General features: G+C 37.0%; 25 protein-coding genes. 22 read left to right on the top strand and 3 right to left on the bottom strand.

Features of this window, described 5'->3' with window-relative positions; all coding sequences use genetic code 11:
• Positions 1–18: 18 nt before the first annotated feature.
• The 21 genes from A5816_RS08010 to A5816_RS07910 all read left to right on the top strand — a co-directional run bounded on the left by A5816_RS08010 (position 19) and on the right by A5816_RS07910 (position 21270).
• The gene (locus A5816_RS08010) at positions 19–744 is read left to right on the top strand and encodes a head maturation protease, ClpP-related (RefSeq protein ID WP_002318059.1); all 726 of its coding nucleotides are present in this window, start codon (positions 19–21) and stop codon (positions 742–744) included.
• Positions 745–1881, top strand: a complete 1137-nt coding sequence (locus A5816_RS08005; protein WP_086311081.1) for a phage major capsid protein — start codon at positions 745–747, stop codon at positions 1879–1881.
• Positions 1882–1954: 73 nt separating this feature from the next.
• The gene (locus A5816_RS08000; protein ID WP_002318060.1) at positions 1955–2317 is read left to right on the top strand and encodes a head-tail connector protein; all 363 of its coding nucleotides are present in this window, start codon (positions 1955–1957) and stop codon (positions 2315–2317) included.
• An 85-nt stretch (positions 2318–2402) separates the two neighbouring features.
• The gene (locus A5816_RS07995) at positions 2403–2657 is read left to right on the top strand and encodes a phage head-tail adapter protein (RefSeq protein ID WP_256926063.1); all 255 of its coding nucleotides are present in this window, start codon (positions 2403–2405) and stop codon (positions 2655–2657) included.
• Positions 2650–3054 (top strand): hypothetical protein, encoded by a 405-nt coding sequence (locus tag A5816_RS07990; RefSeq protein WP_016631243.1) that lies wholly within the window; start codon positions 2650–2652, stop codon positions 3052–3054. Before A5816_RS07995 ends, A5816_RS07990 begins: the two co-directional genes overlap by 8 nt.
• Positions 3051–3461: a hypothetical protein gene (locus A5816_RS07985; protein WP_086311079.1), complete on the top strand. Its 411-nt coding sequence runs from the start codon at positions 3051–3053 to the stop codon at positions 3459–3461. Before A5816_RS07990 ends, A5816_RS07985 begins: the two co-directional genes overlap by 4 nt.
• A 59-nt stretch (positions 3462–3520) precedes the next feature.
• Positions 3521–4108, top strand: coding sequence for a major tail protein (locus A5816_RS07980; RefSeq protein WP_002315355.1), 588 nt, complete (start codon positions 3521–3523; stop codon positions 4106–4108).
• A gap of 72 nt (positions 4109–4180) precedes the next feature.
• A complete protein-coding gene (locus A5816_RS07975) occupies positions 4181–4642 on the top strand; it encodes an Ig-like domain-containing protein (RefSeq protein ID WP_086311078.1) in 462 nt (153 codons plus the stop codon).
• 7 nt (positions 4643–4649) lie between these two features.
• A complete protein-coding gene (locus tag A5816_RS07970; RefSeq protein WP_373404612.1) occupies positions 4650–4892 on the top strand; it encodes an immunoglobulin-like domain-containing protein in 243 nt (80 codons plus the stop codon).
• 62 nt (positions 4893–4954) lie between these two features.
• Positions 4955–5263, top strand: coding sequence for a phage tail assembly chaperone G (gpG, locus tag A5816_RS07965; RefSeq protein ID WP_086311076.1), 309 nt, complete (start codon positions 4955–4957; stop codon positions 5261–5263).
• A gap of 194 nt (positions 5264–5457) precedes the next feature.
• On the top strand, positions 5458–12222 hold the full coding sequence (locus tag A5816_RS07960; protein ID WP_086311075.1) for a phage tail tape measure protein: 6765 nt from the start codon (positions 5458–5460) through the stop codon (positions 12220–12222).
• A gap of 3 nt (positions 12223–12225) precedes the next feature.
• Positions 12226–13047 (top strand): phage tail domain-containing protein, encoded by an 822-nt coding sequence (locus A5816_RS07955; protein WP_002318069.1) that lies wholly within the window; start codon positions 12226–12228, stop codon positions 13045–13047.
• 8 nt (positions 13048–13055) lie between these two features.
• The gene (locus A5816_RS07950; RefSeq protein ID WP_086311074.1) at positions 13056–14099 is read left to right on the top strand and encodes a phage tail protein; all 1044 of its coding nucleotides are present in this window, start codon (positions 13056–13058) and stop codon (positions 14097–14099) included.
• Positions 14099–15139 carry a hypothetical protein gene (locus A5816_RS07945; protein WP_086311073.1) on the top strand — a complete coding sequence of 347 codons (1041 nt, stop codon included), beginning with the start codon at positions 14099–14101 and terminating at the stop codon, positions 15137–15139. The genes A5816_RS07950 and A5816_RS07945 overlap by 1 nt, the downstream gene beginning before the upstream one ends.
• Positions 15139–17307 carry a BppU family phage baseplate upper protein gene (locus A5816_RS07940; RefSeq protein ID WP_086311072.1) on the top strand — a complete coding sequence of 723 codons (2169 nt, stop codon included), beginning with the start codon at positions 15139–15141 and terminating at the stop codon, positions 17305–17307. Before A5816_RS07945 ends, A5816_RS07940 begins: the two co-directional genes overlap by 1 nt.
• A gap of 11 nt (positions 17308–17318) precedes the next feature.
• Positions 17319–17765, top strand: coding sequence for a hypothetical protein (locus A5816_RS07935; protein ID WP_086311071.1), 447 nt, complete (start codon positions 17319–17321; stop codon positions 17763–17765).
• 1 nt (position 17766) lies between these two features.
• Positions 17767–17895, top strand: a complete 129-nt coding sequence (locus tag A5816_RS07930) for an XkdX family protein (RefSeq protein ID WP_083314616.1) — start codon at positions 17767–17769, stop codon at positions 17893–17895.
• A 61-nt stretch (positions 17896–17956) separates the two neighbouring features.
• Complete coding sequence (locus A5816_RS07925; RefSeq protein ID WP_002333628.1) at positions 17957–18370, top strand: phage holin family protein; 414 nt, start codon at positions 17957–17959, stop codon at positions 18368–18370.
• A complete protein-coding gene (locus A5816_RS07920; RefSeq protein ID WP_086311070.1) occupies positions 18370–19344 on the top strand; it encodes an N-acetylmuramoyl-L-alanine amidase in 975 nt (324 codons plus the stop codon). The genes A5816_RS07925 and A5816_RS07920 overlap by 1 nt, the downstream gene beginning before the upstream one ends.
• Before the next feature lie 118 nt (positions 19345–19462).
• Positions 19463–20134, top strand: a complete 672-nt coding sequence (locus tag A5816_RS07915) for a hypothetical protein (protein WP_086311069.1) — start codon at positions 19463–19465, stop codon at positions 20132–20134.
• The gene (locus A5816_RS07910) at positions 20131–21270 is read left to right on the top strand and encodes an XRE family transcriptional regulator (protein WP_086311068.1); all 1140 of its coding nucleotides are present in this window, start codon (positions 20131–20133) and stop codon (positions 21268–21270) included. Before A5816_RS07915 ends, A5816_RS07910 begins: the two co-directional genes overlap by 4 nt.
• Before the next feature lie 33 nt (positions 21271–21303).
• Here A5816_RS07910 and A5816_RS07905 read toward each other — a convergent pair whose 3' ends face one another.
• The 3 genes from A5816_RS07905 to A5816_RS07895 all read right to left on the bottom strand — a co-directional run bounded on the left by A5816_RS07905 (position 21304) and on the right by A5816_RS07895 (position 22511).
• Complete coding sequence (locus A5816_RS07905; protein ID WP_086311067.1) at positions 21304–21516, bottom strand: hypothetical protein; 213 nt, start codon at positions 21514–21516, stop codon at positions 21304–21306.
• A gap of 459 nt (positions 21517–21975) precedes the next feature.
• Complete coding sequence (locus tag A5816_RS07900) at positions 21976–22275, bottom strand: DUF5960 family protein (protein ID WP_002318491.1); 300 nt, start codon at positions 22273–22275, stop codon at positions 21976–21978.
• A gap of 14 nt (positions 22276–22289) precedes the next feature.
• Positions 22290–22511: a hypothetical protein gene (locus A5816_RS07895; protein ID WP_086311066.1), complete on the bottom strand. Its 222-nt coding sequence runs from the start codon at positions 22509–22511 to the stop codon at positions 22290–22292.
• 412 nt (positions 22512–22923) lie between these two features.
• Between A5816_RS07895 and A5816_RS07890 the strand changes: the two genes are divergently transcribed.
• Positions 22924–23502 carry a hypothetical protein gene (locus A5816_RS07890; RefSeq protein WP_086311065.1) on the top strand — a complete coding sequence of 193 codons (579 nt, stop codon included), beginning with the start codon at positions 22924–22926 and terminating at the stop codon, positions 23500–23502.
• Positions 23503–23516: the final 14 nt, after the last annotated feature.

Here is a 23516-nt window from a genome sequence, read left to right as displayed (position 1 = left end):
CTTGAAAGGAGGGTTGAAATGAAAAAGTTTTGGGAATGCAAACAGTCTGCTAATCAAAATGAAGCAGATGTTTTTATATTTGGAGAAATTGTCTCATTCAAATGGGACGACACAGACACTACTGCAGCAAGTTTTCAAAAAGATTTGAAGGAGCTTGGAGAAGTTAGCCAGATTAATCTTCACATAAATTCACCAGGTGGTTCTGTCTTTGAAGGAATTGCAATTGGAAATATGTTGCGACAGCACAAAGCACGTGTTGTAGCTCATGTGGATGCTTTAGCGGCATCAATTGCCAGTGTGATTGTAGCAAGCTGTGATGAAGTCATTATGCCTGAGAACAGCATGTTAATGATCCACAATCCTTGGACAATTTCAATGGGAAATGCCAAAGAGCTACGTAAACAAGCAGATGATTTGGACAAAATAGCTGAATCTTCTGTAGTTACGTATTTAGCAAAAGCTGGTGAAAAGTTAACAGAAGAAAAAATAAAACAAATTATGGACGAAGAAACTTGGATGTCTGCTCAAGAAGCATACAATTACGGTCTTTGCGATGTGGTTGAGTCAGCTAATCAAGTTGCAGCTTCAATCAGTCAAAAACTGTTTGAAACGTATCAAAAAGTTCCAGAAAAACTTTTGGACTCTAGACAAGAAGACTCGAGAGACCAAGAAAAAATAGAAAAAATCGTTGAACATGCAAAACAAAACAAAGCCTTGATAGGCACAATTCTAGGAGGATTATAAATGAAAACACTGTATGAATTAAAACAAGATTTAGCTACATTAGGACAGCAAATTCAAAAACAAAACGATACGATTATGCAAAAAGCAACAGATCCAGGGACGAGCGCTGAAGAGTTAGTTCAAATGCAAAAATCAAAAGATGATTTACAGCAACGTTTCGATATTATCAAAACTCAACACGACCAAATGGAAGCAGAACAAAAGGCTAATTTGTCAAAAGGACAATTTACTACTTCTGAAAATCCTAAACAAAAAGTAATTGATGCAAAAGCAGAATTGATTCGCAAAACCATTGCAAAAGAAGCTGTTCCATCAGATGTTTTACAAGTATTAGGCGATGATGATGCATCAAAAGGTGGGAAATTCTTACCTAAAACAGTAGCCACCGACATTATCTCTGAACCGATTGTAAAAAATCCATTAAGAGATGTTTCGGCTATCACAAATATTCCTAATCTGGAAATTCCAAAAGTTTCTTTCACATTGGATGATGATGATTTTATTGCAGATATGGAAACAGCAAAAGAACTGAAAGCAAAAGGGGATATAGTAGCTTTTGGACGTCATAAGTTTAAAGTTTTTACTGGTATTTCTGAAACTATCTTAGCTGGAACAAATACGAATTTAGTTTCAACTGTAGAGCGTAACTTACAGTCTGGTGTAGCTGCAAAAGAGCGTAAAGTTGCGTTTGCTACAACTCCTAAAACTGGCGAAGAACATATGAGTTTTTATGACGAAACGGAAGTAAACATTAAAAAAGTCGAAGGTGAAGATTTATACAAAGCAATTAAAGCTGCTATTGCTGATCTACACGAAGACTATCGTGAAAATGCAAAAATCATGATGAAATATGCCGATTATTTAAATATCATCGAAACCCTAGCTAACGGAAGTACCACTCTTTATACAGCACAACCTGAACAAATTTTAGGTAAACCAGTAATCTTTACTGATGCTGCTGTTACCCCTGTTATCGGCGATTTTTCATACTCACACTTTAACTACGATATCGGTGCGACGTACGAACAAGATAAAGACGTGAAAACAGGTGTTAATTTGTTTGTTGTCACAGCATGGTTCGATCATCAAATCAAACTAGCGTCAGCATTCCGTCTAGCTACGATAAAAAAAGCGTAGCCCCGGCAGTCGTCGGGAAAGTGACCCCGACTGCAGATGGGGCAACTATCGAACTTAGTTAGGCGGTGTATTCATGATTCTAGATCCTAAAAATGAACAAGATTTAGAAGAAATTAAAGAGGCGATTCGTGAAGATTTTTCTGACGATAATACTGGCATTAAACGATCTGCGGCAGCTGCTATTGCATACATCAAAGGAGCTATCGGACAAGATAAGCCTTCTTTTTATGAAACAGATAACGATTCCACAGATCTTTTAAACCTTTCTATCTTGATGCTGACGGATCATTACTATCATGCACGCTCAGCTACCATTGAAACAGCGAATGCAACTGGAGGTTTAAGAGAGTATGATTTAGGCTTCAACTCTCTTATTCTTCAACTCAAAGCGAGTTATAAAGTATTCAAAGAAGGTGAGTCCACTGAAAAGGTCTAGTACAAGAAAATTAAATACGAAAGTTTTCTTTTATCAATATAAACCTTCAAATGGGCCTGAACCCGGTAATGATGAGGAAAAAATATTGTATAAAACAAGAGCTGAAATATACGATCCATCAATGAAGGACCTTGAAGTTTTGAATGGATTAGATAGTAAGTTGGCTGTCACTATGGTGATGCGTGATCCGAGAAAAAAGTATACTCCAGACAATAAAGATTTCGCAGAAATAATTGATTATCGATATTCCGGACTCAGATGGAATATCGTGGAAGTACGACATGATTTAGCCTCAAATGAGTTTGTCACACTTTTATTAGCGGTGATAAACGATGAGTAACGTAAAGTTTGAAGGCGTTCAAGAAACAATCCAAGCTTTAGAGAAAAAGTTTGGAGAAAAGAAAACTAAGACATTAACAAAAAAAGCAATCAATGTTGGCGCTGAAAAAGTAGAAAAACAGTTGCAAACGGACATGACCGTTTTTAAAGACAAAGGTTATACGATCGATGAGGTTGTTCGCAAGAACGCTACGTATAGAGATTACAAGGCAGAAGCTGAAATCGGTTGGAATGGTCCACATCAACGATATAGAATCATTCATTTGAATGAATGGGGCTATACACGAAAAGGCAAACAAATTAGACCGAGAGGATTTGGTGTAATAACAAAATCACTTAAGAATTCCGAGCCGTTGTACTTTGATGCTGTAGGGGAGGAGGTTAAAAAGAGTTTATGAAAGATATGCTTAATATCATTTACGAGGCTCTTTGTTTGAATGAGTATATTCGTTCAATGACCTACAACGAGAATAACGAGCAATATCGTATTAAATTTTATGAGCAACCTGAAACCGCCGATAAAACAGGTCCAATGATCACGATTCGTCCTGTAGATACACCTAACGAAGCATATCACGGGAGTAACAAAGAGCTTTCTGTGGAGCATATGATACAGATCGATGTTGAATCGAAATATAGAGCAACATGCAAGCAGATTCAATATGAGATAAAAAAAGAGATGAAAAAACTAGGCTTTGGCCAAATCTCTGGTCAAGGGTTAGATGAATACTTTTCTGAAACAAAACGCTTTGTAGACGCGCGTCGTTACGAAGGAAATACAAAAATTTACGATACCGAATATTAGAAATTAAGACACGAAAATAACGTGTCTTTTTTATTACCCAAAATTAGGAGGAAAATTTTATGACTTTAGTAGGATTCAAAAAAATGACAATCGGGGTCTTTGACAGCACAGGGAAGATTCCAGCAGCAAATCTATATGTAATTGAAGGTAAACAAGACGAAGGAGCAACTGTATCTGCTGAAATCAGTGGGCTATCAAAAGAACCATCAAAAGTTTACGGATCGAACATCGCTTACTATGTCTCTCAGAAAGGAACAGGCGATGTTTCAGCTACTTTTGGATTGTTAGATTTACCAACAGAAGTAAATGACAAAATTCTTGGTTACAAAACCGATACAAACAAAATCAGCTTCTTGGGAGAAGATACTGAGCCACCATATTGTGCAATTTTGATGGAATCGGAGGATTTGAACGGCGATACAGCAATGCTTGCGATGTTCAAAGGAAAATTCAGTCGGGAATCTATTAATCTTAACACTACGACAAATGAAGCTTTCGAACCAGAAGCAGAAGAATATGTATTTTCAGCGATTGCCAATGATGTTGAAGGTGATGCTAAAGGCCAAACAGTCGCAAAATATGTTGGAGACGAAGAAGCTTCTATTACTGCTTTGAAAGAGATGGTATTTCCTGCAGCGGGGGAGTAACTAGCCCCGTTGTTGGAGCAATCACTCCCACTATTAATGGGGCAACAGTTGAATTAAGTTAGGAGGATAACTATGTCAGATACATTTAAAATCTATAAAAAAAATGGTACTGAATTTACAAAAGTCGCAGAGGGTGAAAGTCCACTTTCTATTACTGGAATTGCAGCAAATACTCAAGTTGCTAAAGGAGATTATCAAGCTACGCGTGTGGTTGGAGGTCAAGAATCAGTAAAAGTAGATATTCCTGCATTTACCACTCTTCCAATTTCAGTTACTGGTGTGACGTTGGATAAAACGACAGCTGAAGTTGAACAAGGCGGAACCTTAAAATTAACTCCTACTGTAACGCCAACAAACGCAACAGATAAAACAGGAAGTTGGAGCAGTTCGAATACAGCTGTAGCTACGGTTAGCGGGGGCAACGTTACAGTAAAAACAGACGCTGAAGTTGGTGGAACTACAGAAGTTTCATTTACTACTACGGATGGCGGTAAAGTAGCAAAATGTACTGTTACAGTAGTGTCTCCCAGTTAAGCCCGGAATGATTCCGGATGAGTATGTTTTTGGTAGCAGACATATGTTTGGAAGCTACACAGGTGATATTAAATTTGCTAGAGCTTATGTCAATGGTGTTGCTCAAGCGATTGGTGGCGAATTTTCTCTAGGAAGATATGATTACTATATTGGTGGTGCTATAAAACAAAAAGATGACATTGTAGAAATTGATGGGCGAGATAAAAATAATGAAGTAATAGTTCCGAAACAACGGATAAAAGTTGAATGAAAGTAATAAGGAAGATTGGTATAGAGCCAATCTTCCTTATTTATATAGTAGGAGGAATATAAATGGCAAAAGTAAGAATCGAATTGAAAGAAGGATCAGCTAAGAAAGTTTACGAAAATCTTGATACAACAGGTAAAGATTATCGAAAAGCTTTAGAGACAATCAAAAAACTAAACGAAGACGGAGTTATGGGTTGGGATCGCTTGGACATTTATTTGGATTTTGCTGTAGGAATCTTCAGGGACAGTAATTTGACAGCTGAACAAATTTTAGATGGATTACCATCTGAGAAGGTAATGAGCACGTTGGATGGCATATTAGGAGAAGTGATGGGGATTGAAAGCAATCCAGACCCAGATGCAAAAAAGTAACGCCTGAAGAAGCAGAAGAAATGTACTTAAACCTATGTAGAGAGTTAGTGAAAGCGGGATGGTCGCTATCTGACATAGAAGATAATTCCTTTGAAATGATGATGAAAATTGCGTGCACTTCGCCTAAAAAAGAGAAACAAAAAGAAGTTGATCTTAAAGACTTCTTGAAATCCATGTAGAGAGGAGGTAAACATATGGCAAACGGAAAACCTTTAGGCAATATGATTATCAAACTAGACTTAGACAGTTCAGCCTTTTCAAAAGGTCTAGCCGGAGCTAAAAACGCTGTTAACCATCAAATGAAAGCAATGAAATCACAAATGCAAGTAATGAACTCTTCAGGGAATTCTCTCGGCGCTTTACAAGCAAAATACAATGGTTTAGGCGGAGTTCTACAAGCAAATGAAAAGCAAGTAGAATTGCTCACTAAAGCTTATAAGGATAGTTTTGACTCTAACGGAAACGCTACTGCTTCGACTGCTAAATACGCTAATCAATTGAATCAAGCAACAGCTAGATCAGCAAGTTACGAATCTCAGATGAAAACAACTGTTGGACAGATTGCTCGGATGAAAGTGGAAACGGAAGGGTTTACGGGGAAACTAAAAGCTAATTCTGATGTATTGATTAATTCTGGGAAAAAAATTGAAGCCTTTGGTAAAGGAGTTTCTGGGATAGGATCTGCCCTAACTGTTGGAGTAACAGCTCCAATAGTGGCAGGTGCAACTGCAGTTACTAGTGCAGCTATTTCATGGGAAAGTGCTTTTGCAGGAGTAAAAAAGACAAATGATGAAGTTGTAGATTCGAATGGGAACGTAGTTTATTCCTATAGCGACTTAGAGAAAGGTCTGCGTAATCTTGCCACTCAATTACCTGGTAGTCATCAAGAAATAGCAAATGTAGCCGAAGCCGCTGGGCAATTAGGTATAAAGACTGAAAACGTAGTTAGCTTCACTAAGACGATGATAGATATGGGTGAATCGACTAATATGTCGGCTGAAACTGCGGCAACTTCTTTAGCACGATTTGCTAATATTACCCAAATGTCTCAAAAAGACTTTGATAAATTAGGATCAGTCATTGTCGATCTAGGTAACAATTTTGCTACAACCGAATCAGAAATCACTGAAATGGGATTGCGGTTAGCGGGTGCTGGTAAACAGATTGGAATGAGCCAAGGCGAAATTCTAGGATTTGCTACTGCTCTATCTTCTGTTGGTGTCGAAGCTGAAGCGGGTGGGTCTGCCTTTTCGAAGGTCATGATCCAGATGCAGCTAGCTGTAGAAAAAGGATTTGGCGCTTTTGATCAGCTGAAACAGATGGCAGAAGAACAAGGTGTTCCGTGGGTTAATTTAGTAAATGCTGTGAGAGACGGTGGAAAATCGTTAAAAGCAGTATCAGAGCAAATGGGATTCACTTCATCTGATTTAAAGAAAATGTATAAAGAAGCGGACAATTCGAAAAGTTCGCTTGAAAATTTTGCGAATGTGGCAGGTGTTACAAGTGAACAATTCCAGAAGTTGTTCAAGAGTGATCCTTCAGAAGCAATCATCAAGTTCATTCAAGGGCTGAAAGATTCAGAAAAACATGGGACTTCAGCAATCAAAGTTCTGGATGACATGGATATAAAAGAAGTTCGACTACGCGACAGTTTATTGAGAGCTGCAAATGCTAGTGACATATTCAAAGGAGCAATTGAAAAAGGAAACGGCGCGTGGAAACAAAATACAGCTTTAACAAATGAAGCTAATAAAAGATACGAAACAACTGAATCAAAGCTAAAGATGTTGAAAAACGAAGTGATTGATACAGCAATCGATCTTGGAGGTCCATTTGTAGACGCGTTGCGTGATGGTCTAAATGTATCGAAACCATTGATAAAAAACTTAGGGAATATGGCGAAAGCTTTCTCGGCTATGAGTGATGATCAACAAAGAAACATTATCAAATGGGTTGGATTAGCAGCAGCAGCTGGTCCAGCGCTGAAGCTTTTAGGAACTGGTACTTCAGTAATAGGTAAAGTTACTTCAACTACTGGAAGATTGACGAAAAGCCTTGTTGATTTAGCAGCGAAAGCAGCAGAAAAGAAGGCTATGGATGCCTTTGCATCGTCGGTAACAACAGCTGGTGCTGCAGCTGCAAAGACAGCAGGAGCTGGAGGTATTGGCGGGTTAGTCCCTATGATGGGAAAAACAGCTAGTGCTGCAAGTACTGCTGCGGGCGCCAGCGGAATAGGCGCAATGACAACATCACTAGGTTTATTAGGTCCTGCTCTGCTTGGTATTGTTGGCGTTGGTGGCGCACTAGCAGTTGGCTATGGGGCATGGAAATTATTTGGTGAAGAAGCATGGAATTCCTCGCAAAGAGTAAAGCAATGGGGAACAGATGTCGGTGAGGAAATAGATAGTACTCTTGACGGAGTACAGAAGAATATTGAAGGTGCAAATGGTCAATTCGGGCTTCTCAAAGAGGGATTTACTGTTGATGATGCGAATAATATGGCGGCTAATTTCGCAACCGCTGGAACATCTTTAGAAACATCTTTAACAGGTAGAATAAAGGCATTAGACGATGCACTAAAAGGGCTACCTCAATCAGTTCAGGATGCCATGAAAGAAGTAGCTGAATCAGAAGAAGAAACCTTAGGGCAATCTCTTTCTAAAATAAAAGACAACAATGAAGAAATAAAAAAAATCAGAGAAAGAGCCGCAAATCAGAACAGAGACTTGACTGTTTCAGAACTACAACAGATACAGGATCTAATGAAAGGAACTTCTCAAGCGTATGTGGATACGCTCGATGTTTCTGCTAAAGACAGAAAAAAGATACTATCAGCCATGAATGGTGATGTTGCACAGGCTACAGAAGAAGAAGCGAAGACGTGGTTACAATCTTTAGCGAAACAAAAAGCTGCAACTACCGAAAATTATAGACAAATGCTTGAAGAAAAAAAGGCGGCTTTAAAGGAAAAGGGAGTAAGCAAAGAATTCATTGATGCATTAGAAGATGAAATGAATGATTACATCAAAACTACAAATCAAGGATTCGATAGCCAAATAGCTGCTATAACAAATAAATATCCACAATTGATTAACGAAGTGAGTTTATCAAATGGTCAATTATTTAGCAAAACGGCAGCTGCTATGGACAATACTGGTCAGTATACAAAAGTTTTTCTCGAAAGTAATGAAAAGATTTTAGCCCAAGCGAAGAAAACATCGGATGAAATAGCAGATAATGCCGAAAAAAATGCAGAACAACTTGGTATGGTAGCTGATGAGGCTACGCATGCTGGATCAACTTGGAATGGATTAGTTTTAGACGAAAAAACAGGAAAAGTAAAAACTAACGTACAAGAAGTAGTGAATGAAGCAACGAAGGATTTCACTAAATGGAATGAACTTAAACCTGTTGTTCATGATGCGAAACTAACAACGAACGCAAAAGATGTCATTTCCATAGCGGCAGTACAAAATGGTTATTGGGATGATATGGAATGGAAAGAAAAAGAAGCATTATTAGAAGATGAGTGTTCTAAAAATGTATACAAGGCTTTAGAAAATGCTGGTAAATGGAATGAGTTAGATATTCCTTCTAAAGAAGCAATCCTAACTTCAAATACTCCTGAAGTTATGGGTGAAACTCTCATGAATTTGGGATTATGGGATACTTACAAACTTCAAGTGAAAGATTTAGATTTGAATGCGTATAAAGTATACGATGCTATCGATGGATCAGAAGAAAAATTAAATAGTTGGGCTCAATTAGATAACCCCACAAAAGAATTGTTATTAGATAACTCAGATTTTTCTACAAAACTTTTTAATTCCGAAGAAATGTTTAAACGTTGGAATCAGTTATCATCTAATGCAAAGTTTCTTTCAGCTAATAATACTAAATTTACAGAGGTTCTTTTATCATCTGACAGAATGTGGAATCAATGGGTAAACCTTCCTGATAATGAGAAAAGATTACTTGCAGATAACGAAGATTTAGCTACCACTGTTTTATCTTCAGAAGAAATATACGGAAGATGGACTCAATTACCAGATAATCAAAAATATATGTTAGCTGACAATACTGACTTAGCAAACAAAATATTCGCTTCAGAAGAATCATGGAATGCATGGAAAGCAATTCCAGACACAGTTAAAAACTTGCTTGGTAATAATATTGATTTACTGGCTAAAGTGAAAGACGGGACTGTAAGTGTAGAAGAATATAACAAAGTTATGCCACTTCTTAAAACTCTATATGGAGATAACGTTAATTTAAAAGAGGCAATCAGTGGGGCTAAAAGCTCTATAGAGAATTACAACAAAAATATTTTTCCTAATGATAAAACTGCAGTAGGACACGATGAGGCTTCACAAGCTGCTAAAGATGCATTTGAAGCGTTCAACATCTTCCAAACAAAAATACCAGATAAAATTACTAAAACTGTATCAGCTGACTTTATAGGTCCTATGCCTAATGCTAAAGGAACGAACTTCCATCCTGGCGGAGCAGCTATGGTAAACGATCAAAAAGGACCTACTTATGAAGAGCTTATAACCTTGCCGAGCGGAGAAGCTTTTATACCTAAAGGACGTAATGTCGTTTTAGACTTACCAAGAGGTTCGAAAGTACTGAACGCCACTAAAACTAAACGTCTAGTGCCTAAATATGCTGATGGTATAGGAAACATAACGACGGTTTCATCTACGCTAAACTTAGATGCTTTAATTTTAGCTATTAACGAGCTAACGACGGTATTGAGAACTCAACTGATGGCAGGAACGACTAATGCTAAAGATACTAAACTATCAGATGAAACAAAAGTTGCCGATCCGATTATTCCGGACAGTCTTTCAGAAAAATCAGATCAGTATCTAGGAATTGGAGCTCAATGGTTAACTAATCTAATGAATGGTTGGAACTCAGCGGTTCCTCAATATATGAATAGTGAAATGGTTTTTATTACAAACTATCTCAATGCGCTAAAACTTCAAAACAATCCTAATTATACGCAAGGAGTAGCATGGAATAAGAACTTACTGAATGGATGGAATAGTTTAACTGGGACATTTATTTCTACGATCAATTCATTTTGTAATCAAGCAATGGTCACGCTTAGAAACTACAACACTCCTATGTACAACAATGGCCGAACGTGGCAGCAAAATAATCTTAATGGTTGGAATTCATTGTATGGATCATTCATAGCCCGTGTAAATCAGCTTGGTAACGATTCGATTAACAACCTTCGTTCTAAAAGTGGTGGTTTTTACAATGCAGGGACATTCTTGTTGCAATCTTTAATAAACGGAATGAATTCGTTAGGTAATTCTCTTTCTACAACAATGAACAATGTCGCTAATACAATGGTTGGTGGTATGGGCAAAGGGGTTAATGGCGTCATATCGGGAGTTAACTATGTGCTTAAGGAAGTCGAGTCAAGTAAGAATATCGGAAACTGGCCAATTCCACAATACGCTAAGGGAACTGATGGACATCCTGGTGGACTTGCTATGATTAATGATCAAAAAGGCCTAGTTCACGAAGAATATGTTCAGATGCCAGATGGACGTGGTTTTATTGCCAAAGGTAGAGACCTTCTTGTTAATTTGCCTAAAGGTGCTCAGGTCTTAAATGCTTCTTTAACAAAGAAATTAAAGGAACGTTTAAATATTCCACACTACAAAAAAGGGATTGGCAATTTAGATATTGTTAATTTGTTAGATGATGAAAAAAGAATGTTAGAATTCTTAACTAGCAAAGTTGACTTTTCAGGCATTAATGAACCATGGCTTGATATGACTAAATCAGGAACGTCATTAATGTCCAAAGCTGCAAATACAATGCTTCAATCAAAATTAAGTGAATTCTTCACTCATGGCAATTTTGATGGTGCAGTAAATGCCAATGGTGTTTATCAATATTTAGTTGATGTGGCACAGAAAGTAATGGGTAAGTTCCCCGGACTTACAGTAACTTCTGGATATCGAGCAGGAGATGCTTACTATCACGGAAAACGGCAAGCTATAGACTTGGCTTATCCAGGTATATCTGGAGACCCGAGATATACAGCAGCAGCAAATTACGCTTTTGAAAAATTCCCTTCAAAAATTGCGTATGTCATTACGAATGGGCGTGTACGTGACCGCATGGGATTATCTGGAACAGGGGCAAGCGGACAATGGACGAATTGGCCAGATGGCGATCACTTCGATCATATTCATTTAAACGGTTCTATGGGTTCTGGTGATATATTCAATGGAGGAGTAGGAGGAATTGGTGTTGCGCGCTGGCGTTCTTACGTGTCTAAAGCATTGAAAATGAATGGATTACCAGCTACAGCAGCTTATATAAATGCCTGGATGTCCCAAATCCAAACGGAATCTGGTGGTAATGAGAAAGCAATTGGTGGCAATGATGGGCTCGCTGAAGGCAATGCAACAGGATTACTTCAAATGAAATCCGGAACTTTTGCAGCTAACGCTTTTCCTGGTCACGGAAATATTATGAACGGATTTGATAACATGTTAGCAGCAATCAATTATGCTAAGAAACGTTACGGAGTTGCAGGTATGTTGCAAGTTATCGGAAAAGGACATGGATATGCCAATGGCGGATTGATTACCAAAGACGGATTATATCGAGCAGGAGAAGGAAATAAACCAGAAATGGTTATTCCATTGACAAGAAAAACAAGAGCTATTGAATTGATGGGTCAAGCATTAGCTTTCCTTTCTGGCGATGACAAGAAACGCTCTAACACTGCAAATACAGCTGATAATTCAGCAGAGCTTGTAACTTTGATTAAACAGCAACAAAAACAGCATAATGAGTTAATGATGATTCTTAGAGCGATTCTTGGAAAAGATTTAAGTCTCAAGTCTTCTGACATTGGGCAAGCTGCTAATCATTATATGGGCTCTGATTTGAATAAACTTCGATATACGAATGGAGGTGTTTGATAATTGTTTTACAAATTACAGTTCAATCAAAATGGGAAGTTGTTTGATCCGCAAAGAAAAGAAAAAATTGTATGTAAAGAAATCAAACGTCAAGCACCAGTGTATGAAGTGAATTACGAAGATTTTGAAGGGACGAACGGTAGCAGAGAAGCTAATGCTAGTTTTCGTCCTTTTGAATTAGTGCTGACTTTTGATATCTTTTACAAAAATAAGCATGATAAAGAACTGCTATTAACAGAGTTCTATGAGCTGATTTTTGTTGGTTATCAATATTACATTTCCTATGATTTAAGTCCAGGAAAAAGATTTAAAGTAAATCCAACAAATTTCGAAATTACTGAGGAAGAGAACGATTATTCTACGATAGAAATAACCTTTAATATTCCATCGGGGAGTGCTGAATCCATCGCAACCACTTTAACGGATTTCAATCTAGAGGAAGAATGGCAATTCTCGCAAGGTCTAGTGGCGGAAGATTACAAGTACACGCATCAGACGAGTCACTTCATTATTTACAATGCTGGAAGCTTTGAAATTGATCCACGTGAACATTATCTGCGGATCGCATTAGAAGGAGAATCAGAAGGAAATGTGACGATTTTCAATAAAACAACTGGCGATCGATTTATTTACTATCCATCACTTTCTACGAATCTCGGACAGACATTAGTCTTGGATGGCGTGATTCCAAAATTGAACGGTGTAAGTTGTGGGATCAATACGAATCATGGCCTAATCAATTTGGTTGAGGGTGTCAATGAAATCGAGATCCAAAATATTACTCGCGTGAAATCTTCATGGGATTTCCGTTTCTTATATAAGTAGGTGATTGAGTGACTGATTTAATTATTCGAAATTATGAACAAACAAAAGAAGAAATCCTTGTCGGCTATGACAAGGGTTCTTTTTATGAAAACTGGCAACAAAATAAAACGTGGGAGATTGGCTTTACCGTTACCAGCAATTCGTTGAATCAGGAAGTATTTGATTTAGTTGAATACGAGTCTTCTGTTTTTTACAACGGACAGGAATTTGTAATCAAAGAAATGACTCGCAAAGCACTTGGACAGTTGTTGACGAAACAAGTGGTTGCGACACATATCTATTACACCGTTCAAGATGGTTATCAGTACAATACAGTAACTGGTGCGAGATCTATTAGCCAGTTGCTTACGCATGTATTTAGTGTAGGTAGTCGCGGCTTTACATGGGAAGTCATTGATCCAAACCATAAATTCCTTACAGTTGAACAAGAAAACTTCGGTAATGCGAATTACTTGAAGCTGATCAATGAGATTCTGTCTGACTATAATGCAGTCGTGATTCCGAATAATAAACATCTAACTTTTTATCCTGCCAGTGAGTACGGCCAGCGGACGGAAGAACAGATTCGCTATAAATACAATACAGATGAAGTGTCATTCGATATTGATACGTACAGTCTAAAGACACAAATCAAAGGATATGGAAAATTGAAGGATGGCGCAAATACTGAGAATCCTAAAGATAGTGACTATATATTTACTCCTATCACTTACACAAGTCCTGAATCACAGAAGTGGGGAATCAGGATACAAGATCCTGTTAAAGACGAACGGTATACCGTATCAGGGAACATGCTCGAGCGGTTAAAGACAGACTTGCAAGACTATCCAAGTATTTCGGGATCTGTAACGTTGAAATGGAAAATAAGTCCCGAAAAAGGCGATCACGTCCCATTCATTTATGAACCTTTGAATATCAATACGTACATTCAAGTGGTAGGAATCAAGACGTATCCAGCGATACCAAATAAGCCGCCAGAAATCACATTGAGCAACACAAAGAAAACAATGACGTCGATACTCGCTGAAATGGCGCAGAAAGGAGTGATTTGATGGGGTTATTAAAATTAATCAGTAACCGTATCTCTACGGAATGGAAAGAGAAATTTAATAAAAACATTGACTACCTCAATGATCTTGAAAAGAAACTATCTGATCAAGACAAAACAACGAACAGTCGTATTGATAATCTCGTAATCAACTCGGGTGGGGATTCACCGAACGAAGTAGTAGATGCTAGAGTTAACAGGGAAGGGGCAACCTTCGAAACATTACAAGGAAGACTTCTTGCGACTGAAACAAAACAAGAATCTGAAATAGCGGCATTGACCGATCGGCAGAACGCAACAGCGGAACAAGTGGATCAGTTGAATACTAGCGTAGAGACAATAATTGGCGGCAGTAATAATAATCTCGATTTATATGTATCAGCAGAAAAAGGTAGTGACCAGGCAGGTGATGGAACAGAAGAGAAACCTTTTGCAACAATACAAACGGCAGTCAATCAAATTCCATTAATCTGCACTCAGGTAGTGACGATTTGGATCGATAATGGCGTTTATCTAGAGGATGTAGTAGTCAAAAATATAAATGCTTCTCAAATCCATATTCGTCCTAAGGACAACGTAGATGATGACGGCTATACAACAGGTGCAGATAGGTCTGTAAAAGTCAGACGTATATCATTTAGTTATTGCTCTGGTTACTTTCGAATTTACGGCTTACAAGGGGTAGATCAAGCAAATACTAGTTCCACTTTTTATATTGAAAATAGTGGCTATTTAGCAGTTGCATGTGTCACCTGTAAAGAAGATACGAAATCAATTAAAGATCACGTAGCAGTAAGAGCAAATGCAGCAAAATGTCATATCTATAATTCATATTTTGAAAATCAAAACACAGTTATTCATTCAGCGCTTTTAGCTGACGTACTTGCTTCTTCTTTAAACAACGGAAAAAACAATAATATTGGCATGGTAGCAAACAATGCTACCATGCGTGATGGCATGTCTAAAACTATGGCCTTCGCTACTACACGTCATCAAATTGTTAATTCAGGTTTGATCATCGCGAAAGGGCAGGTGTTGTCCTAATGATTTATAAAACCAATGAATCCATTATTATTATCCAAGCAGAAGCGATTCAACCTATTTCAACAGGTGTAGTTTTTTGGTCTTATGATCGAGGTACAGCCAAGCTTCGCTTCAAATTGCAGAAAAATGGACTTCCTCAAAGTCTACCAGAAGGAACTATGGTTCCTATTCGCTTGATATTTAAATCTGCAACGGCAGAAGGTGGTTATGGTAAGCATGACTATCTTGCGACAATTGAAGATCGTTTGAATGGCATTGTGTCTATTGTATTAGAAGATAATATTTTAGGATATCAAGGAAGAGTAGATGGAAGTATCTATATTGATTTCCCAAATGATCAGTCGTTAGACACGGCTGGTCGTTTTACTTTTGACATCAAACGCAGTCCAATCGATGATAGTACGCCAGAACTAGAAGACTATTATTTCAATGGTTTTAGCCAGACAATCGATAAAATCGAAAAAATTCTAGCTGATGGAAAGCAAGAGATTGAACAGAAAATTGCGGAATCCGAAACGCAGATTGATGCGAAACTGAAAGACACAAACGACAAAATCACGAAAGCCAATCAAGATGTCGTAACTCTCAATACTAATATTGATAAGGCAAATGATCGTATTGATCAAACCAATCAGCAAATCGGCGATCTCGGCAAGCTGAAAAAGATGTACAGTAACAGCATCGACTTCGGGGACTATGATTATAGTGGGAATCCGAATTTAATGCCATATATTACAGACCCGTGGGTTGGGTCTTTGCTAGCTAATGGAGATACAGTTAAAGATAGTGTTAAAAGGGTTATAACTCATACTAAAACTAGAACAGCTGATGCCGGCGACATATTATCGCTTGGCTTAGGTATTCCGCGCACAGCGGAAGCTAATAATAGGTATCTTATAACTGCTTTACGACCATCTACGCCGTACGCATTAACCGTTACTATGAGTGTTGGTTCAGATTGGACTGGGGAGACCAATACTATAGGGGCTAGGGTTAGATATTTAAATGAATCTGGTGGTACAGAACTACCCATTAATGTATTACTACCAGCAAATGTAGAACGCGATAAAATGATCACTCATACATTTACTGGGACAACAAAAGCTAATTTAACTGGTATGACAAATTGTTATGTTCAAATATTCTCAGTTAACAGTGAAGACAAAGGAACGGTTAGTGTCAGCTATGATGTTAAGTTAGAAATTGGTACAATAGCCACCCCATACCAGCCTAATCTACTCAATGCTCCATATTATTTGAGCAAGGTTCCACTGGGAGAGAATCTAATTAAACCAGAATCACAACAACCAGTTACTAATAGTAACTATCTTATTAAAACCTATAACACCAAACCAATGGTAAAAGGCAAGAAGTATACCATCACACTGGAAGGAACTAAGCCAGCAACACAGGTTTTTAGACCATTCTTTACGCAAGCTACAGGAAGTCCATGGGGATTTGGTGATTTGAAGCCAGTAGAAGGAGTAACTGATACTTGGTCTGCAACATTTACCGCAAGTACTGATTCACACCCTACTAGCCCACAAGTGCAGATTTATCAGGTACCAAACACAAGTGTAGGTCAATGTACAATTAAGTGGTTAAAACTAGAGGAAGGCGACACCCGAACTCCGAATATTAGTCAGTTTAAATACTTCGGTGAAGGCTTGAAAGACAGCAACAATCCCAATGATTACAGTTGGGATGTCACACCTGAATATACTGAAAAAGGCTTGAATAATACGGTTAGTTTGACCGAACCACAGTCAGTTGAAGGTTTAAAAAACTTTGAAGATGGGTTACAGATTGCAGGTAAAGAAGTTGCTACAGTTCCAGAAGATACTGGATGGGTAAATCTAACAGCGATCAACGGCCACTCCTGGAACAAACAGGGACAAATCAGGAGAATTGGAAAACTAGTAATGTTCCGTGGATCATTAAAAGGTAGCACGCTAAGTACACAAGATTTTTGTACGATTCCAGAAGGATTTAGACCAAGTAATCCAACTGATAATTATGAGTATCAATTCTTGTTACCACCACAAAGTAGCAATACTTTAGACAATGGCGGGATGGCTTATATCCGACCGAACGGCGTTTGCGGTCTACCTTCATTTAGGGGAACAGTCAACTTGTTTTTAGCGCCAATTCAATACTATATAGACTAGGAGTGAAATAAATGAAAGATATTTGGAAGTATGGCAAGCCTGGTGGGGAATATGCCGGAAAAGTGTTAGATGATATGGTTATGACTGTCCCGTTTACTGATGTCCCACCATTAGAAGGAATTCGTTCAGATGGGGAGCCGTTAACAATTAATGATCAATTATTTGATCCGCAAGAAAACCGATGGATTGTTTTGACGAATGTATTGGATCACAATAAGCTAAATAATCTTGAAGCAGTGTACGAGGCTCTGGAACACGAGAATGGTAATCTAAAACAGCTCAATGCCAAACTCATGCTAAACGATGTAGCAATTAAACAGGAAAATACTGCATTAAAAGAAAAAGCTGACAGTTTAGCACAAATCAATTCAAAGACAATGCTGGCTTCGCTTCAAAACAGCAAGGATATTGCAGAAATTAAAGAGCAATTAAATCCAGAATCAGAAGGAGGCAAGTAGTATGTTCAGTTTTAGCGATGTGAAAATGATGTTTGACTGGGGCTGTTTTACAGAAGAACAGGTTCGTGAATTTGTTCCATTATGTATTACGGATGAAGAAGCGGATGAGATTATTAATAGCGAAGAATAGAGGCGTACTCAAACGAGTGCGCTTTTTGTATGGGCAAAAATAGAAAGTGAAGGGTGGAAACATGGTGATCATTGATAATTTAGTTTTGTTATCAGAGTTTAAAAATCTAGTAAGCAACGTTTATATTCAAATTTTTGTTTGGATTGTCATTGCGGATATCATTACAGGAGTTTGTAAGGGACTTGCTGGAAAAGAAACAAATAGTACTAAAGGACTGATGGGGGTAGTAAAGCATTTGCTTGTCGTGGCGCTTGTGCTGATTGCGTATCCCTATCTTAAAATCATGAACTTTGAAGGAGTCGCAACAGCTTTTGTGCTTTCATACATTGCTGTTTACGGAATCTCGGTGATCGAGAATTTAGGTCAATTAGGAATCCCAATTCCAGATTTTGTGAAAGATCGATTCAGTAAATTGAAAGATTCATCTGAAGAACAAGGAAAAGACAAAAATAATACTTTAGGAGGAAAACAATAATGGTCAATATTATCAATAATTCAGTATGTCGTGGTGTAGCAGGTAGACGTGTAGGAGATGTGAAGGGTGTAGTCATCCATAATACTTGGACAAACACGACTGCAGAACAAGAAATGAATCGTTTGGCAGGAATGACAGATAAACAGTTAGAAGCAGGATTTGCTCATTATTACTGTGATGAAAACACGATTATTCGGACAGAAGATACTTATAATCGTGCTTGGCACGTCGCTAATTCTGACGGCAATAACAGCTATATCGGATATGAAGTGCGTGGAAATCGGGAAACGCCAAAAGCAGTCTTCTTACAAGCGGAGCAAAATGCTTTCTGGCAAGCAGCGGAGGATCTTCGTTTTTACGGATTGCCAGTTAACCGAGATACAATCAAATGCCATCATCAATTTTCAGCTACTGAATGTCCTAAGCGTTCACTGATGGAACATTGTGGCTATGATTCTACGTTAGCAGTTCCCGCAGCCATCACTGCTCAAATGCAAGAGTACTTTATTTCACAAATCAAGAAATACTATGATAATCCCGCATTGAAACCTGATGGCAGTACAGAAGATCAGAATCATGATGATAAAGTATCAGCAAGTACGCCAACGCATCAAGGGAACGCCTATGGAAAACTAGATATTTTCAAGAAGGTATCAGACAAAAAAGTTCGTGTGGCTGGTTGGTTGGTTCCTGATAAACCACAAGGTGCAATTGGAACATACGCATACGTACTTGTGATGGAACACGGGACACCTAAAGAATTAACACGTATCCAATCTCAAGGGATTGCTCGTCCAGACGTCAAAAAGGCATACGGATATCAAGGTGGCGATGCGCTAGGTTTTGATGTTACTTTTGATTCTAGTTGGATGAAAGGGAAGAAGATTGATATTATTTTGCGCCGATGTAATCAGTCAAACGGTGAAGGCTCAGTGAACGATGTGCGGATTTCTGATATTTATTTAACGTTGTAAATAAAAATAGCCCCTCGTTGCGAGGGGCGTACATAGAGATTTAAATGATGTTTAGTTGCAAAAAATGCGTAAATGTTGTAAAATAGTTGCAATGACAAAAATGTATTGGAGGCAACGTATGGGAGAATATAAGTATATATTTCAAGAAGAGGATCCAGAAGAATTTTTGACAAAAACGTTCGATAAGGAAATGAGAGTATATCTCAATTCATCGGTAAAATTGGGTTATCAATTAGCTATTGATACTCTAAGAAAAGACGAGAGTTGGTTAAATCAACTTCGCGGAAAAGAAATACTTCCTAGGTTAAAAACTTACGCAGTGGAGTATATGATTGTACAATATATAAAAAACGGCTTAATTGATTTAAATTATTCTATAGAATATACTTCTAGAAGAAACAACACTTTCTTATTATTTAACGATCAAGAGATGAAAACAAACCTTATTGTTAACCAAGCGACATCTCCAATTAAACCAAGTAGATATGCTAAATATAGAGCTTACCGTTATAATAATTTTGAAACTTACTTTGATTTTGCTACTAATAGTTATATTGAAGAAAAACCAGTATATGTCGAACTGAATCATGGATACCAAACAGATATACCGATATTCTCTGTACTTGGAATACCTAAAAATAATCAATTATGGTATACTTCGATACCTGTAGATAAAGAATTTGAACTTCTAACAGAAGATAAAAGTAAATTTATAACTACAGAAAATGAAATGTCAGATTTTAATATTGATGATTTTCAAAAACATATTAAAGAGAGTGATGCTCAATGATAAATAATAATTCCTTTGGCTTCCAGGGTAATAAGTTAAAGCTTGCAAGGGAATTAAAATTATGGACAATATCTAAATTGGGCTCCGAATTAGGAGTTAGCCACCAGTTGGTATCTGAATGGGAAAATAATAAAAAGAAGCCCACTTTTGAAAAAATTTTAGATATAGAAACTAAACTAGGGTTTCCAAGACAGTTTTATTATACAAAGAGTGAGAACACTAGAGTAGATAATGGATTATTATATTTTCGAAAGGGTGCAGCAGTTGCTGTAAAGTATCAAAAGCAAGTAGAGCAAAGCGGAATTCTTTTTAGTATTGTTGAGAGAGTGATTGGTAAATATGTGAATTTACCTGAATTTTCATATCCACAGTATTCTTTAAGAAAGAAAGAATTTTCTCAAATAGATTTCGAAGATATTGCAAATATAGCTAGTTCTCTTAGAAACGAATATGGCTTAGGTATTGGTCCTGTATCAAATATGACATTACTTATAGAAAAAATGGGTATAAGAGTTCACTTTGAGGATCTAAGTTCTGCTAAAATAGATGCTTTAACACTATTTATAGATGGCCAGCCGTATATCATCGTTAATAATCAACGTATATCTAGCGTTAGAATTAGATTTAATTTAGCTCATGAATTAGGACATATTCTATTACATTCTTCGTATAATAAAAAAGAAGTTGCTAATAGTTCAAATCATAAGCGAATTGAGATGGAGGCTAATTTTTTTGCAGGTAGTTTATTGTTGCCGGAAGAAGGATTTGTTTTAGATTTAACATCTACCAATTTGAATCATTTAATTCAGCTAAAAAAACATTGGAAAGTTTCTTTGCAAGCGATTATTTATAATGGTGAACAGTTAGGGTTAATAAGTAGTAGACAGGTTTTATTTCTACGTCAACAAATAAGTCGAAATAAATGGCGACTGTTCGAACCTTATGATAATGTAATACCCATCGAATACCCTACTTTATTTAATAAAGCAATTCAATTTGTGAATAGTGAAAAACCTGATTATATGAATGAAATTGCTTTTAGCACTGGACTGACAAAAGAAAAAATTTTAGAAATGTTTAACTACGATAAAGATAGTTATAAACCTGACTCCAAGAATCACCTAAGACTCTTGTAGAGATATTCTTTTGTTATCAAAGACCTCTCTCGGCTAATCCTGAGAGAGGTCTTTTTTTCGTTCTGCGATTAACTTTTCTAACTCTTCTAGGTCTGTAAGAGTAGCCTTAGAGTTTATGAATGATCGCGCATTTCTACGAGCGTTCATGTAGTTTCTATGTGCCTTTTTTTCCTCGTCTTCATTGACACGTTTTCTATACTGTTTACTTGCTTCTATTTGAGAAGCTGGGGTTTTGTTTTCACTCATTACTTAATCACTCCTATCTGAAATAAATGAGCCATGCAAGAATGCCTACAAATACGATCCATCCTAAAAGAGCTTTCCAGTCGAGTTTAATCCGTTCTAATGAAAGTGTCCACTTGCCTTTTTTGACGACCTTTTTATCACCAATCTTCATATTAGTCACGTGATATGATATAATGGACCCATAGAAGCCAGGGGGTTAAGACCCCCAGCTAATTTTGACTGAGAACTTGAATATTAGAAGATTGATTTCGAAGGCAACTTCTAATTTTCTGGTTCTCTTTTTTCTATGCTTCCATTTCATATCTAACTCCTTTCTTAGAATTGTAAGTCATTAACTAACTTACATACTTATTATAACGTATACGTTATGAGCTGTCAACACTTTTCCCATATAAAAACACAGAAAAGCCCGATTTTTCGGGCTTCATAATACATATACGCAAAACTTTGAAATATTTTTTAATCTTTGTATCTTTCTGGATCAACGAAAGTATACTTTATATAGTCATAACGCCGATGGTCGCTCCGTGCGTCTGGCACGTCAGTCACGATATCAAACAAAAAGTATACATCCTTCTTCATTCTCGTTTTCGCAGCAGGAATTTTAAAGTAGTTTTTATTGGAATAGTAGAGATTGATTAATAAGCTATCTTCGATTGCTAAAAAGAAAACTTCTGAATCCCATACTTTATAAAAGTCTTTGATAAATCTATTCGAAGGATCAAATTTAAACCATAATTGCGTCTCATTAAAAAGCATAACCATTACTCCAATCAGTTTTTAAACTTAGTTTCTACCTCTAATATATATCGAGTTTTTATTTTACCTTCAGAGAATACCGTTTCTTTTTTGGCAGTTACAGGTTGGTTATTTTCGGAAAAAGCTAATATAGCTAAGATTGAAACATCCATCTGGAATTTATCTTTTTTGCTGCTTTGCTCATAAAAGTCTGCATATTCGTCACTGATATTTTTTCTAATAAATTCTTCCATCATAAAGATCACCTCGAAAAGAGTATACGAACAAACGTTCTTTTTGTAAAGGTGGAATTTATTATACTAAATAAATAGGTGAACAAGTACTTGTGCCAAATTATGTGCCAAAAAAAATCGAATTTAATAAAACACAAACAAAAAGGAATCCTATTATGATAACATTTCTTATAATAACAAACACAACAGAAGACGTGTAATAGTTAGTCAGGAACGTATAAATAACCCCTGTATCCTTTGTGGTACAGGTTTTTTTATTTTAAAACAACAAAAATTAAATTTTTTATAATTAAAGAAACTTCATTATGCATTGATATAAAGGTATAATTATTATGAAAGGAGGAAATTAAAAAAACTTTTTAATGGAAACAAAAAGTATAAAATATAAAAAATAAAAACGAAAGAAGAGATAAAAATGAAAAATTTAACAAAATGGATTCTTAGTGCTACATTGATAGCTTCACTTGCCGCATTTACAGGAGGAACACCCACAGATGCAAGGGAAATAGAACCAGGAGATTTTAATGGCAGAAGCGTATCTTTCCGAAGTATACTTGATCCTTCCAAAGTGCTAGCGGTAGAACACTCTCAGCGTACAGAAGTATTTTTGACTTCCTTCACTAATCGAGATAGCCAGATATGGAGACTTATGTATAGCGGCCCATTTCAATCATATATGATATATCCTTATGACATTCGAGGAGGTTTTTTTGCAGAACTACCTGATCAAGGAGAAGGAATCGTTGGAATGATTACTGGATTGAATGGAAATGAACAATGGCATTTAGTATTAGCAGGGAAGTACAACAATGAACAGGCGTATTACTTAGAGAATCGTGAAAGTGGAAGAGTACTAAGTATAGCTGATCCAAACAGCTCTGCGCTATTTACTTCGCGTTTAGAAGAAATGGAAAGTCAGAAGTTTTTTGTTCGACGCGAAACATCTACCGGACCTGAACAAATACATAAAAACTCACCTTATCTTAGCTATTGAAAAAATTGATACTT

The sequence above is a fragment of the Enterococcus sp. 3G1_DIV0629 genome (genome assembly GCF_002141285.1).
Classification (GTDB): Bacteria; Bacillota; Bacilli; order Lactobacillales; family Enterococcaceae; genus Enterococcus_B; species Enterococcus_B lactis.
This window is presented reverse-complemented; position numbering and strand designations above follow the sequence as displayed.